This is a genomic window from Streptomyces sp. NPDC007025, from assembly GCF_042869455.1.
In the GTDB taxonomy this organism is placed as follows: domain Bacteria; phylum Actinomycetota; class Actinomycetes; order Streptomycetales; family Streptomycetaceae; genus Streptomyces.
The window spans coordinates 564666-577759 of record NZ_JBIAFT010000002.1; the positions used below are offsets into that span (position 1 = coordinate 564666).

The 13094-nt window shown below is 72.7% G+C and carries 12 protein-coding genes and 3 pseudogenes; 8 read left to right on the plus strand and 7 right to left on the minus strand.

The genetic code is table 11. The annotated features are described in order from the left end of the window. Nucleotides 1-128: 128 nt before the first annotated feature. Entirely contained in the window at nucleotides 129-521 is a 393-nt protein-coding gene (locus tag ACFYMO_RS06115) for a DUF2267 domain-containing protein (RefSeq protein WP_366772824.1), read from the minus strand. Between the two features lie 189 nt (nucleotides 522-710). Here ACFYMO_RS06115 and ACFYMO_RS06120 point away from each other — a divergent pair, with 189 nt between their 5' ends. Then, nucleotides 711-884, plus strand: coding sequence for a hypothetical protein (locus ACFYMO_RS06120; protein WP_366772825.1), 174 nt, complete (start codon nucleotides 711-713; stop codon nucleotides 882-884). Between the two features lie 13 nt (nucleotides 885-897). On the opposite strand, the gene ACFYMO_RS06125 is transcribed toward ACFYMO_RS06120, so the two are convergent. Beyond that, nucleotides 898-1380, minus strand: coding sequence for an SRPBCC family protein (locus ACFYMO_RS06125; RefSeq protein WP_388544539.1), 483 nt, complete (start codon nucleotides 1378-1380; stop codon nucleotides 898-900). A gap of 353 nt (nucleotides 1381-1733) precedes the next feature. On the opposite strand from ACFYMO_RS06125, the gene ACFYMO_RS06130 reads away from it, so the two are divergent. The 3 genes and pseudogenes from ACFYMO_RS06130 to ACFYMO_RS06140 all read left to right on the plus strand — a co-directional run bounded on the left by ACFYMO_RS06130 (nucleotide 1734) and on the right by ACFYMO_RS06140 (nucleotide 3692). Further along, nucleotides 1734-2579: an aldo/keto reductase gene (locus ACFYMO_RS06130; protein WP_366772827.1), complete on the plus strand. Its 846-nt coding sequence runs from the start codon at nucleotides 1734-1736 to the stop codon at nucleotides 2577-2579. A 220-nt stretch (nucleotides 2580-2799) separates the two neighbouring features. Then, nucleotides 2800-3108: pseudogene (locus ACFYMO_RS06135) on the plus strand (site-specific integrase); the annotation flags it as partial. A 212-nt stretch (nucleotides 3109-3320) separates the two neighbouring features. After that, nucleotides 3321-3692, plus strand: a complete 372-nt coding sequence (locus tag ACFYMO_RS06140) for an STAS domain-containing protein (RefSeq protein ID WP_366772828.1) — start codon at nucleotides 3321-3323, stop codon at nucleotides 3690-3692. A 421-nt stretch (nucleotides 3693-4113) separates the two neighbouring features. On the opposite strand, the gene ACFYMO_RS06145 is transcribed toward ACFYMO_RS06140, so the two are convergent. Both ACFYMO_RS06145 and ACFYMO_RS06150 read right to left on the minus strand, forming a co-directional pair. Beyond that, complete coding sequence (locus ACFYMO_RS06145) at nucleotides 4114-4563, minus strand: DUF6314 family protein (protein WP_366772829.1); 450 nt, start codon at nucleotides 4561-4563, stop codon at nucleotides 4114-4116. Nucleotides 4564-4703: 140 nt separating this feature from the next. Continuing rightward, the gene (locus ACFYMO_RS06150) at nucleotides 4704-5168 is read right to left on the minus strand and encodes an SRPBCC family protein (RefSeq protein WP_366772830.1); all 465 of its coding nucleotides are present in this window, start codon (nucleotides 5166-5168) and stop codon (nucleotides 4704-4706) included. A 46-nt stretch (nucleotides 5169-5214) separates the two neighbouring features. On the opposite strand from ACFYMO_RS06150, the gene ACFYMO_RS06155 reads away from it, so the two are divergent. Then, complete coding sequence (locus tag ACFYMO_RS06155) at nucleotides 5215-5820, plus strand: TetR/AcrR family transcriptional regulator (RefSeq protein ID WP_388544544.1); 606 nt, start codon at nucleotides 5215-5217, stop codon at nucleotides 5818-5820. A 116-nt stretch (nucleotides 5821-5936) separates the two neighbouring features. Here the strand turns inward: ACFYMO_RS06155 and ACFYMO_RS06160 are convergent. Together ACFYMO_RS06160 and ACFYMO_RS06165 are read right to left on the minus strand one after the other, a co-directional pair. After that, nucleotides 5937-6086: pseudogene (locus ACFYMO_RS06160) on the minus strand (winged helix-turn-helix transcriptional regulator); the annotation flags it as partial. A gap of 535 nt (nucleotides 6087-6621) precedes the next feature. Continuing rightward, nucleotides 6622-8604 (minus strand): heavy metal translocating P-type ATPase, encoded by a 1983-nt coding sequence (locus tag ACFYMO_RS06165; protein WP_388544546.1) that lies wholly within the window; start codon nucleotides 8602-8604, stop codon nucleotides 6622-6624. A gap of 95 nt (nucleotides 8605-8699) precedes the next feature. Between ACFYMO_RS06165 and ACFYMO_RS06170 the strand changes: the two genes are divergently transcribed. The 3 genes and pseudogenes from ACFYMO_RS06170 to ACFYMO_RS06180 form a co-directional block, all read left to right on the plus strand. Beyond that, complete coding sequence (locus ACFYMO_RS06170; RefSeq protein ID WP_366772833.1) at nucleotides 8700-9095, plus strand: metalloregulator ArsR/SmtB family transcription factor; 396 nt, start codon at nucleotides 8700-8702, stop codon at nucleotides 9093-9095. Between the two features lie 204 nt (nucleotides 9096-9299). Beyond that, a complete protein-coding gene (locus tag ACFYMO_RS06175; protein WP_366772834.1) occupies nucleotides 9300-11636 on the plus strand; it encodes a heavy metal translocating P-type ATPase in 2337 nt (778 codons plus the stop codon). Nucleotides 11637-11919: 283 nt separating this feature from the next. Continuing rightward, a pseudogene (locus ACFYMO_RS06180) lies at nucleotides 11920-12408 on the plus strand (DUF2231 domain-containing protein); the annotation flags it as partial. 94 nt (nucleotides 12409-12502) lie between these two features. Here the strand turns inward: ACFYMO_RS06180 and ACFYMO_RS06185 are convergent. Then, complete coding sequence (locus ACFYMO_RS06185; protein ID WP_366772835.1) at nucleotides 12503-13045, minus strand: HPP family protein; 543 nt, start codon at nucleotides 13043-13045, stop codon at nucleotides 12503-12505. Nucleotides 13046-13094 lie beyond the last annotated feature (49 nt).

Consider the following 13094-nt stretch of genomic DNA (forward strand, 5'->3'; position numbering starts at 1 on the left):
CAGTGGCCACCGTGCTGGAACAGCAGTGACATATGTCCCGTCCGGTCCGGCGCAGAAGGACCCGGGACGGTGACCGCCCGGGGCGCCCGCAGCGACACGCCCCGGACCGGTGCGCCGGCCGGAAGCCGTCACGCCTGGTGGTCGAAGAGCGGTCCGAACTCGTCGGGCAACTGCGTGCGGACGTGCCGGATCTGACCGGCGGACACTGCCTGCGGCAGGGTGGAGAGAACGGCCGCGGCGTGCTGCTTCGCCGTCTCCGGCTGCGACCGGGACCGGTCCGCGACGCGCCGGTGGAACTCGTCGAGGCCGAACACCTCCCCGCTCGTGTCCGCGTCGGCGCCGCTACCGCGGAGGGGAAGGTCCAGGGGGGCGGGCAGCTGGTCGGCCAGGTCCTGGGCCTCGTCGGCCCCGATCCGCTGGGCCAGCACGGTCAGTACGGCCTCCGTGGCCTCCCGGGCCTCGTTCTGGTCCGCGTAGCCGCCGCGGTCCCGCACCTGGGCCAGGAACTCGTCGTCACGCATCTGGGGACTCCTCTGCTCGCTCGTCGTCTGCTGTCGAGCGCTCCGGTTTCCCAGCGGAACGGAGCCCATGCATCATGATCACCGATGTCCCGCTACCGGCTCCCGCCGGGCGCGGCGAACGGGGGAGAGCGGCGGCGGACCGGCGAGGTGGGATGCGCTCCCGCGCCGCCGGGACGCAGTATCCGGCGTATGGACGAGGACGAGCGCTTCAAGCCCGGCCAGCAGGTCCCGGTGAGCGGGATCTACGCGTGCGACTGCGGTCAGGGGCACCATTGGAGCACCGACGTGGCGGGACACACCTTCCCGCCGCTGCCGTGCGCGGGCAGCACCTGGCGTCTGCAGACCAGAGCACACGAGCAGTAGGCCGCGGCTCTCGTCAGCCGTGCCGCCCGGCGTCTTCCACGTACGAGGCCAGATTGGCCAGCGAGGAGGCGAGTCCGGTCTCGTGGGCCGCGGGGTCGATACCCGGCGGTACGCCGGTCGCCGTGACGGTGACCTCCGTGCGGTCCGCACCGGCGGCGGCCAGCTGCCAGGTCATGGTCATCGTCCCCGCGTACGACGGATCGTCGGCCTCGAAGACCGCCTGCTGCACCACGCGCACCGGCGGCACCAGCTCGGCGAACCCGATGTCGACGACATCCTCCGTGGCCGACGTCTTGCCCCGGCCGGCAGCCGGGTCCAGGTAGGTGAGCGTCATCCGGAATCCGCCGCCGGGCCGAGGGTCCCACCGCTCGATCCGTCCGCGCATGCCGCCGGGGGGGGGAAGCCACGTCTCCAGAGCCTCCCGGTCGAGGAGCGCTCCGTAGACGGTCGCCCGCGATGCGGCGATCATCCTGCCGGCACGGTCCGTCCTGCCCATGGCCCGAGTCTACCGCCGTGACCGGGAAGTTCGCCGGTGTGGAGACGTCCCTGGCCACTCTGTGCGGCGTGACCGACTCATACGCCAGTTCCGGCCACGCCGCACACACGAGATCCGGCGACGGAAGTCGCGGCAGCCGGGGTGCGCGGCGCCGGGCGGATGTGGTCCGCGGATCGGCCGCGCAGGCGAGGACGCGGGGGTGAGTTCCTGCCCGCCCCGGTGCGCCGGACACGCCCAGCGTGCTGCGGCGCGGCACGCTGGGCGTGTCCGGCCGAGGCGCAGTGCGGCAGCCCGCGGAGCATGCCCCTGGAACGAGTGAGGCCCTGCGAATGGACTGGAAAGCTGTCGGAAGCATGCAGATCGGGCCCGATCTCAGAGTGCGCCGAATCGGCTTCGGCGGTGCTTGGCTGACCGGCCCCGGAACGTTCGGACCCCCACCCGATCCGGCCGCCGCAACAGCGGTCGTGCGGCGCGCGGTCGAGGCCGGTGTCCAGCTCGTCGACACCGCCGATTGCTACGGGCCCGAGATCAGCGAGACACTCATCGCCGAGGCGCTCGCCGACTGTCCGGACGACGTGGTGGTCTCCACCAAGGGCGGCCGCATCGCGCTCGGTGGCAACACCTGGCGCGCCGACGGGCGCCCCGAGCACCTGCGGAAGGCGTGCGAGGGGAGCCTGCGCAGACTGGGGCGGGAGACGATCGACCTCTATCAGCTCAACGCGGTCGACCCCTCGGTGCCGCTGGAGGAGTCACTCGGTGCGCTGGTCGAACTCCGCGCCGCCGGGAAGATCCGCGCCATCGGTCTGTGCAACGTCGGCGTCGCCGAGCTCGACCGGGCCCGGCTGGTCACCGACATCGCCTCCGTGCAGGACCGGTACGACCTCCTCACGCGTGACCACGACGACGTCCTCGACGTCTGCGCGGACGCCGGCATCGCCTTTCTCCCCTGGTTCCCGCCGGCCAACGAACTGGGGGCTGCCCCGCACTCGGCGCTCGGCCGGACCGCCTCCCGGCACGGAGCCTCCGCGGTCCAGGTGGCCCTGGCCTGGTTGGTGCGGCGCGCACCGGTGACCGTGCCCCTGCCCGGAACCTCGAATCCCGCGTGGTGGGAGGAGGACCTGGGCGCCGTCGGTCTGCGGCTCTCGGAGCCGGAAGTGGCGGAGCTCGGCGCACATGCGGGCGAGGCGGCGTCCGCGTAGCACAGGCCCGCGCGACGGATCGGGAGTCCGCTGCCGGCCGTGCGGCGGGACCGGCCCGCGGGGGGCAGGGGGGTGAGGAACATCGGAACGAGAACTGGACCTATGTCTTCGTCGGCCCTGGTGGACGGCTGAGGGAACCTCGGCGACCGGACCCGGTTGAAGTATTCCCGCAGATAACGCCCTATTATCTGAACGACGCCTCACCACATAGGGCACGGTTTTTGTGCTGGAGCCCGTGCGCTGGGGACGCCGGTACCGCCCGGCTGCTGCCCCGGCTGCTCAAGGGGCGTACGCGTGGGCCGGTGTTCACCACCCACGGCAGGCCGGGCCCCGGCGAGGTCGTCAGCGCGTGCGACGTGTGCCAGGACACCGGCCCGGCCCGGCTGTCGTACGGACAGATCCGCATGCTGCTGGACGAACACACCGTCCTTGGCTGCGCGAGAGCGGCACGGGCTGGGACCTGCATCAGTGGCGGCATTCCGGACTCAGTCACCTCGGCGAGGGCGGAGCAAACCTACTGATTCTGGTGGATCTGGTGCGCATGCTGGACAATGAGGAGTGAGAGACGACAGCCGGCGTTTGGATGTGCATAGGGCGGAAGTGGTGCTTGCTTGCTTCTCCGAGGAGGCCCGGAAGGGTTCACTGGCTGACTTGTCCGGCGGGTCAGGCGACCTTCGGGGTTGAAATAGGTTGCTTTTGGCAACTGCTCTGGGTGATCCGAAAAGACGGGAAGGAGCCGAGATGCGGACCAATATCACCCGGAAAAACGACCTCATGGTGAACTACGAGGTTGTCAACGGTTGGACTGTGGTGGAGATCGATGGCGATGTCGACGTTCACACCGCTCCTGTTATGCGGGATGCGTTGCTCGGCCTCATTGAACAGGAGCATCGCAACTTCGTGCTGGATCTCGGCTTCGTGACGTTCCTCGACTCGATGGGGCTGGGCGCGGTCGTCGCGATCGCGAAGCGTGTGCGCGAGAATCAGGGGTCGTTGCGCATTGCATCTGCCTCGGGATTGGCGCAGCGAATATTCCGCATCAGCGGGCTTGACAAGGCATACGATTTCTATGCCTCGTCATGGGAAGCCACTCACCACGCTCCGCCTGGTTGAGTGCGCGCTCTCGCGTCTTGTCTCACGTGGTGAGGTTCGTGAACTACCTGTAGTGGCTCATCGGCGCCACCGGCATGTCCACCCGCGGAAACCGCCTGCACAGCAAAGAAATCCTGTTCGAGGGACATCTCGACCAGGACCTGAGCGGTTCCCGTGGGGCACCCGTACGTGTCGGGAGGAGGCGGGGATGTTTCCCAACGCGCTGCGCCCACCCTGTGCGTCCCCGCAGGGCGCGACGGAGGTGCACCACCCGCGTGCCTCGCTGCCCGTGTCGGCCCCTGCCTTCGCCCTGTGCGCGGCACCGTCTTCGAAGAGACGCGCGCACGGGACCGCGCAGCGGACCGGACAGGAGTCGTTCGGCGTGGCCGCGCCGGTCGGCGGTGTTCGTCAACCGAGGCGGCGGGCCCCGCCCCCGCTGGCATCAGCCGTGTGCGGTGCGGTGGTAGCGGGAGTCGAGCAGCTGGTCCTTGGCCGGGCCGCGGACGAGCCACCGCAGCCGCCACTCGGTGGGGGAGACCACCGTGAAATCGGCCTCGTACAGATCGGCTCCGCACTGGTGCTGTGCCGTCCAATGCCCGCTGCGCAGATCGAGATCGTGGAAGAACCGGCCGTCCGCGAAGGCCACCTCGGCGGTACCGGCGGCGCCCGGCAGCAGCCGCAGCGTCCGGCCTGCTTCGCGCCGGACCCCGTCCCACTCGAAGACGCCCTGCTCCACGTGCAGCCACTCGTCACCCGTGCCGGCCCGGAACTCCGCTCGCCCGTCGAACCGGCCGCGCCGCCCGCTGGAACGGTCGAGCACCTCGCGGCGCACGCTCCACTCGCCGGCGAGGTAGGAGAGGGTTTCGGCGACCGGGTGCGGTGCTGGGGGCATGACGGCAGTCTCGCAGAGCCGGTGGCGGCCGTGCTCGGTGACGTCGAGCCGGGCGGCATCGTGTCCGGCGGCGAGGTGCCCGACGATCGGCGCCGGTCGTGCCCGCCGGCCCCGGGGTGGTGAAGTGGAGCGGTCCGCCGTCAGGTTCCGGCGCCCGGTGCGTGCCGGGCCAGCTCCGTGGACAGGCGCCGCATGGCCGTGCGGTTCGCGCTCCGCATGGTGGCCCGGACGAGGGGAGCCAGCAGCCGGTCGGGGAGCGGGGCCTGCTCCCAGGCGTAGGAGAAGGAGACCCGGCTCCCGCCGTCGGGCAGCGGATCGATGGTGTAGGTGCCGCGGGCGACACGTCGCCCGGCGGCGCTGACGTTGTGTTCGGCGATGTGCCGTGGCGCCTCGGCCTCGACGACCTCGATGGCGGCCTCGGTCTTCGTGCCGCCCAGCGCGGCGGTCACGGTGGCCCGGGACCCGGGGCCGCGGCGGGGGCCGCTGAGGTGCCAGTCGGTGAGGTAGTGGTCGGTGAACCGCTCGTGGTGCGCCATGACATCGAGGAACTCGTACACCTGCTCGGGTGTCTGCGGTACGTCGATCGACACGGTGACGGGCTTCATGTACCGAACGGTACATGGTGCATGTACCACTTGGTACACTCCTGAGGTGGGAAATACGGACGGCACCCGGCGGGAGGGCCCATCGGCACCCGGAGCGGACCCCGACCGGCGCGCCCGGCTGGTGGACGCGGCCCTCGACCACGTCGCGGCGCATGGCATCGCGGACCTCAGCCTGCGCCGCCTAGGCGGTGCCATCGGCGTCAGCCACCGCATGCTGATCCACCACTTCGGCTCCAAGGAGAAGTTGCTCGTCGAGATCGTCCGGGCGTCGGAGCGGCGCCAGCGCGAGCTGCTGGCCGGGCTCCGCCTGGAGTCCGGCCTTTCGCCCGCCGACGCCGCCCGGCGTCTCTGGCAGCAGTTGGCGGACCCTTCACTGGCCGGACAGGAGCGGCTCTTCTTCGAGATCTGCGGGCACGCCCTGCGGGGCCGGCCGGAGGCCCTCCCGTTCCTGGAGGGGCTGGTGGCGGAGTGGCTGGAGCCGCTCGCGGCAGCGGAGGAAGCGGCCGGGGCGGATGCCGCCACGGCCCGCAGCCGCGCCCGGCTGGGGCTCGCCACGGTCCGCGGCCTGCTGCTCGACCTGCTCGCCACCGGAGACCGGGCCGGCGTCGACGCGGCACTGGAGGAGTTCCTCGGGCTGTACTACACCGAGTGACGGGCCCTCTCGGGCCCGGGGCACGCGGGCCCGGACAGCACGACCGCGGCGGCACGCCGCCGGCGGCTCCCGGCGGCTCCCGGTGGCGAACCCGCGCCGGCGGACGAGGGAACCCCGCCTGGAAGCAGTCGGCGCAGCCCGCCGAAGCGGCGGTGGGGGTGCTCGTGGAGCACCCGGAGAATCAGCACCTTCCACTTGCCGCCGCTCACTGCCATCGCGGTGTCGACACCGCAGACGTACCCGTCCGGCGCACCTGGCCGGTTCAACGTCGCTCAGCGCCCTGTACGGGATGCTCGCCGGGGCTGCGCGCGCCTTCGCACTGACCCGCAAGGAGGACATCGCCCCCGCGTCGCTCGCGCCGCTGCTCGCCGACTGGCTCACCGCCATGGCCCCGGTCGGTCCACCGGGCCGCCGATCAGCTGCGCAGCGGCGACTACACCACGGGGGTCGTCTCCACCCCCGCCGTGCAGGTGGCCGGTACGCCGACCTTCCTGCACACCGCCGAACAACAGGGGCGTCAGCCCGGAACTGCTCAGTCCCTGGTTCGCGCTGATGTGCCGCCGGCCGGCCGACGGCGACGGCGCGGAGGACCTGACCGGTGTGATCGACCTTCTGGTGCGCTGACCGGATGCTCACCGGCGCGGGCGGCCACCTGCGATGTCGACCACGGCGGACGGCGGAGACGGGCAGGGGGACAGCGCAGTTGCCGGGCTCCCGGGCACAGCGAGACGGCGAGGATCAGTCCGCCCGTGGGGAGGCCGCCGGGTTCCCCGGAGGCGCACGGGAGCGCGCGCGGGACGCTCAGGCGGCCGCCCCGCCGCGGCCGCGGCGCCAGGCGCCGGCCGTCAGCAGCCGCAGCCCGTTGAGGCCCACCAGGACGGTCGAGCCCTCGTGCCCGGCCACTCCCAGCGGAAGGGGCAGCGTCCCCGCCAGGTCCCAGACGACCAGCCCGGCGATGAACACCCCGGCGATGCACAGATTCTGCAGCACCAGCCGGCGAGCCGCGCGGGAGAGACGGACCGCGGCGGGGACGGCGCCGAGTTCGTCGCGCACGACGACCGCGTCGGCGGTCTCCAGCGCGAGGTCCGAACCGGCACGGCCCATGGCGATGCCGGTGTGGGCCGCGGCCAGAGCGGGGGCGTCGTTGACGCCGTCACCGACGACGAGGACGGCCCGGCCCTGCTCCTCCCACTCCCGCACCGCTGCGACCTTCTCTTCGGGCAGCAGACCGGCGCGCACGTCGGTGATGCCGACCTCGGCCGCCAGGCGCGCGGCGGCGGGCGCGTTGTCCCCGGTCAGCAGCGTCGGGGCGCGACCCGTCAGCCGGGCGAGCGCGGCGACGGTGGCGGCGGCGTCCGGCCGCAACCGGTCGGCGACACCCAGCACCCCCGCGCTCCTACCGTCCACCACGACCACGACCGCGGTCCGTCCCGCGTCCTCCAGTTCCCGGACGATCTCCTCGGCAGCCGCGCCGCCCTGACGGGGCAACAGGTGTGCGGGCGACCCGACACGGACTGTGCGGCCGGCGACGGTGGCGGTGACGCCCCGGCCCGGCACGGAGGAGAAGCCGGCCGCCTCCGCGAGGTCCAGGCCGCGTTCCCGGGCCGCGGCCACGACGGCGCGGCCCAGCGGGTGTTCGCTGCGGTGCTCGGCCGCCGCCGCCAGCCGCAGCAGGGTCTCCTCGTCCGTCCCGCCGCCGGGCACGGGCCGGATGTCGGTGACGTGGGGCGAGCCCTCGGTGAGGGTGCCGGTCTTGTCCAGGGCGACGGTGTCGATCCCGCCGAGGCGCTCCATGACGACGGCCGACTTCGCGAGCACCCCGTGGCGCCCCGCGTTGGCGAGAGCCGACAGCAGCGGCGGCATGGTGGAGAGCACCACGGCGCACGGCGATGCCACGATCATGAACGTCATCGCCCGCAGGAGAGCGGGTTCGAGCGCGGAACCGAACGCCAGCGGGACGGTGAAGACGGCGAGCGTGGCCAGCACCATGCCGACCGAGTAGCGCTGCTCGATCTTCTCGACGAACAGTTGGGTCGGCGCCTTGGTCCGCGAGGCCTCCTCGACCATCCGCACGATGCGCGCAACGACCGCGTCGGACGGGTCCCTCCCGACGCGGACGTGCAGCGCGCCGGTGCCGTTGACGGTGCCGGCGAACACCTCGTCACCGGCCTGCTTGACCACCGGCAGCGGCTCTCCCGTGATGGTGGCCTGGTCGACCTCCCCGGCTCCGTCGACGACCAGACCGTCGGCGCCGACCCGCTCCCCCGGCCTGACCAGGACGAGGTCGCCGATCTCCAGCCGTCCGGCGGCCACGGACTCCGCCGTGCCGTCGGGCAGGATCCTGGTCGCGGTGGCGGGTGCCAGATCGAGCAGTCCCCGTACGGAGTCCGCCGTCCGAGCGGTCGCGACGGCCTCCAGGGCGCCGGACGCGGCGAAGATGACGATCAGCAGCGCGCCGTCGAGCACCTGGCCCACCGCCGCGGCGCCGAGCGCGGCGACCACCATGAGCAGGTCCACGTCGAGCGTCCGGTCCCGCAGCGCCTTCAGGCCCTCCCAGCCGGGCTCCCATCCGCCGGCGGCGTAGGCGGCGGCGAACAGCGCTCCCCAGAGCCAGGCCGGAGCACCCTGCAGATACAGCGGCAGCGCGAGCAGGAACAGCGCGAGCGCCGCGGCCGCCCACCGGGCCTCCGGCAGCGCCAGCAGACGCGTGCGGCGCGGGGGAGGAGCGGATCGCGCCCCCGGGGCGAGCGTCGGCGAAGGACGCTGGTGCAGGACTGAGGACATGGCGGAACGCCCCTTCGCACACAGGGAGTGGAGAGCGCGCCCACCATACCGGAACAACTGAACAGGTCTTCAAGTGTCATGAGTAGGATGACCGCATGGGCCACGGAAGCGACGGCAGGAACAGCGACACCCCGCGTGAGCGCCTGGACGCGGCCGGGGCCACCGAGGTCGCCGCCGCCCTCCAGGCCCTGGCCACCCCGTCCCGCCTGTACATCCTGGCCCGCCTCCAGGAGGGCCCCTGCCCGGTCGGCGAACTCGCGGAAGTCGTGGGCATGGAAGCCTCGGCCTGCTCCCACCAACTGCGCCTGCTGCGCAACCTGGGACTCGTCACCGGCGAACGGCACGGCCGCTCCATCGTCTACTCGCTGTACGACAACCATGTCGCCGAACTCCTGGAGCAGGCCCTCTTCCACGTCGAGCACCTGCGGCTCGGCCTGCGGGACGCCCCGGCCGCCGAAACGGCAGCCGGCAGCCGCCCCGGTCCCGGATGAAGCACCGGGCCCCTGCACGCCGAAGTGCACGGGGCCCGGCTCACCGGACGCGCCGACGGGTCGCACTGCTCCGTTCGGCTCGAGCCGGCCCGCCACCGTGCGGACTCCGCCCGGCACCGGGCACCTTCCGCGGAACGCGTGGTACCGATCAGGGCAGCATGCAGGGTGCCGATCCGCCCACCTGGTGTCGCAGCGGGGAAGGTCATGCATCACCGTCTTCGCCCCATCCCCACCGAGGCCGTCCGCCGCGCGGCCGCCGGAATCCCGCAGCCGCGGCTCGAGCAGGCGCTCCTGACCGTCACCGCTGCCGCCCTGACCGCCGGGGGCGCCGCCTGGCTCACGGACGCGCCCGCTGCCGCTGACCTGTGCTGGGCCCTGGGCACCCTCGCCGCCATCCCACCCGCGCTGGCCTGGGTGCTGGGCGCGCTGCGACGCGGGCACGCCGGCGTGGACCTGATCGCCGTTCTGGCCCTTGTCGGCACCCTGGCGGTGCGGGAGTACCTGGCCGGAGCGCTGATCGCGCTGATGCTCTCCGGCGGCCGGACCCTGGAGGCCGGAGCCCAGCGACGGGCCTCCCACGATCTGCGGTCGCTCCTGGAGCACGCGCCCCGCTCCGCCAGGCGCCGCACCGGCGACGACGTGACCAAGGTGCCGCTCGACGAGATCGCCGTCGGCGACGTGCTGGTGGTCGGCCCCGGCGAAGTGGTCCCCGTGGACGGCCGGGTACTCGGCGCGACCGCGATTGTGGACGAGTCCGTGCTCACCGGGGAGCCGATGGCAGTGGAACGGGCCGCCGGCCGCCCGCTGCGCAGCGGTGTCGTCAACGCCGGCCACGCCTTCGACCTGCGGGCCGCCGCCACCGCCGAGGCCAGCACCTATGCCGGGATCGTCCGGCTGGCCCGCGAGGCCGAGGCGGAGTCAGCGCCCGTCGTCCGGCTGGCCGATCGCTACGCCGCGTGGTTCCTGCCCCTGACGCTCGCCGTCGCGGGGCTGGCCTGGCTCGTCAGCGGGTCGACCGTACGGGCCGTCGCGGTCCTGGTGGTCGCCACGCCCTGTCCGCTGCTCCTGGCGGCGCCGGTCGCCGTCGTCTCGGGACTCTCCCGCGCCTCCCGCTCAGGCGTGGTCATCCGCGGTGGTGGTGTCCTGGAAGTCCTCGGCAGGGCCCGGACGGTACTGCTCGACAAGACCGGCACCCTCACCGGCGGCCACCCGCAGGTCGTCGATGTGATCGCCGCGCCCGCCCGGTCGCCGGAGGACGTGCTGCGGCTGGCCGCGTCCCTCGACCAGTACTCCCCGCACGTCCTCGCACACGCCGTCGTCGACGCAGCCCGCGAACGAGGCATCAGGCTCAGCCCGCCCGCGGACGTCGCGGAGGAGCCCGGCAGGGGAGCGACCGGCATTGTCGAGGGGCGGCGCATGGCGGTCGGCCGCCTCGCCGCCGACGCCGAACGCCCCGAGTGGGTCCGGGCTGCCGAGAACCGGGCCCTCCTGGACGGCTCGGCCCTCGTCTGGCTCACCGTCGACGGCCGTCCCGCGGGCGCTGTCGGCCTCCGCGATCCGCTGCGCCGGGACGCGGCCCGAACGCTGCGCCGCCTGCGGGGTGCGGGTGTCCAACGGCTCGTGCTGCTCACCGGCGACCGTCCCGAACCCGCCCGGGAGGCCGCGGCCGTCCTCGGCCTCGACGCCGTGCACGCGGAACTCACGCCCGAGGGGAAGATCGCCGCGGTGCGGGCCGAACGCGCACATGCCCTCACCGTCATGGTGGGCGACGGGGTGAACGACGCACCGGCGCTCGCCGCCGCCGATGTCGGCGTGGCCATGGGCGCCCGCGGCTCCACCGCTTCCTCCGAGGCGGCCGACATCGTGCTGACCACGGACCGGGTGGACCGTCTCGCCGACGCCGTCACCATCGCCGTACGCGCACGCCGCATCGCGGTGCAGAGCGCGCTGGGCGGCATGGGCATGTCCCTCGCCGCCATGGCCGTGGCCGCCGCGGGCCTGCTCGCGCCCGCAGCCGGCGCCCTGCTCCAGGAGGGGATCGACGTCGCCGTCATCCTCAACGCCCTGCGGTCCCTGCGCCCCGGCAGGGCGGAGCGCTCCCCGCTCTCCCCGTCGGCAGAGGCACTCATCCGCCGATCCACCGCGGAACACGAGAAGCTCAACGCGCTGCTGGACGCCCTCCGGGACACGGCCGACCGGATCCCGGCCGAACCCGGTGAGCAGCACCTGCGGGAACTGAGAGAGCTCCACCAGATGCTCACCGAACGCCTGCTGCCCCACGAGCGCGCCGAGGAACGGGAACTGTATGCCGAACTGACCCGTACCTTCCCCGATTCCGCGCTCGTCATCGCGTCGAGCTGTGCCCGCACCGAAATCGGACGCCTCGTCCGACGTCTCGGCGCACACGTCGAACTGGCCGACTCCGGGACGGGGATGACGACCGCCCAGGTCGACGATCTCCGCGCCTGCCTGTACGGCCTGGACGCGATCACCCGGCTGCACTTCGCCCAGGAGGAGGAGACCTGGCCTTCCAGTTCCTGACCTCTGCGGCCGGGGCCGGTCCGGCCGTTCTCCGGAGGCGGAGCGAGGATCGACGGTATCTCTCAGGGCGTACTGAGGCGTGCGTGCGGGTGACCCGAACGTGTCGCGGCCGAGGGGTGAGACCGGGCCCCGGACCATGGACCGTGGGCGAAGTCTGTCCTCCTGCACCGCCGCCGGAGGCCCCGACGGCACCTCTCTCCACCCTGCCCCACGATCCGAACCGCCATGGTGCCGATCGCGACTGCCGCGAAACAGCGCCCCCTCGTTCCCCGGAGATGGCCTCATGGACATCGATACGATCAACGGTCTGCCCGCTCATCCCTTGCTGGTTCATGGAGCCGTCACCCTCGTGCCGCTGGCTGCGCTGCTGCTGGTGCTGTGTGCGCTGTGGCCCGCCCTGGGAGGGCGGATCGGCTGGCTCCTGCCTGCTCTGGCCGTGGTGGCGCTCGTGGCCGTGCTGCTGACGACGGAATCAGGCGAATGGCTGGAGGAGCGCGTCGAGGAGACCTCGCTGGTCGAGGAACACACCGAGATGGGTGACGGGCTGACTCCCTGGGCCGTCGGACTCCTCGTGGCGTGCTCGGCGGTGTGGCTGCTGAATCACTTCTCTGCACGACGAAGCGACGTGTCGTCACACCAGGGAAGAGACCGGGCGGTCTCTGCGGCGACGTCCCTGCCGGTCCGGATCGCCGTCTGCCTTCTTTCACTGGCCGTCGCGGTGGGCTCCGCCCTGGAGACCTTCCGGATCGGGGACTCCGGTGCGAAGGCCGTGTGGGAGAAACGGACATCGGGCCACACCGGGGACGGTGCGAACGGGATTCCCGGCGGCCGTGCCGTCTCCCTCCCTCGTCTCTCCGCTGCGGAACCTACGTGTCCGCCGCACACCCACTGCTCCCGGACCGGGCACCGGGCACTCGCGCCAGTACTGCCACCAGGATCAGCAGGAGCGCCAGCCCGGCCAGCAGGCCGTACAGCGGGTAGCCGGGCCGGGTGATGCCGGAGGTGATGAGCAGCGCGGTCGCAGCGGCAGGCGGGTGTTCCACCCGCAGCAGCGTCTGCCCCAGCAGCGTCAGCCCCACGGCCACGGCCTGCGCACCGATCTGCCGAAGACTCTCGTGGCCCGTCTCGACGACCGAGGGGTGACTCCACAGGCCGAAAGCGGCCAGGCAGGCGAGCCCGCAGGCGATCGCGGTCGTGTGTCCCAGCAGCGCGCTGCGCAGCTGGGACGCCTCGTTCCCGGAGTGGGCCAGGAGCAGGTAGGCCGTCGGCCCCAGCGCGGTCGTCAGCCACACCCAACCGGCGGCGTATCCCGCAAGGCCCACCGCGGTGAGGGCGACCCCGACCAGTACCAGCAGCCTGACCCCCGCGAGCCACAGCTCCGCAGCATGCCTCTTCCTGGGAGAGGTCATGCTGCTCCCGGGACCGGACCGGACGCGTGCCCGGCACCCGGCAGGCCCG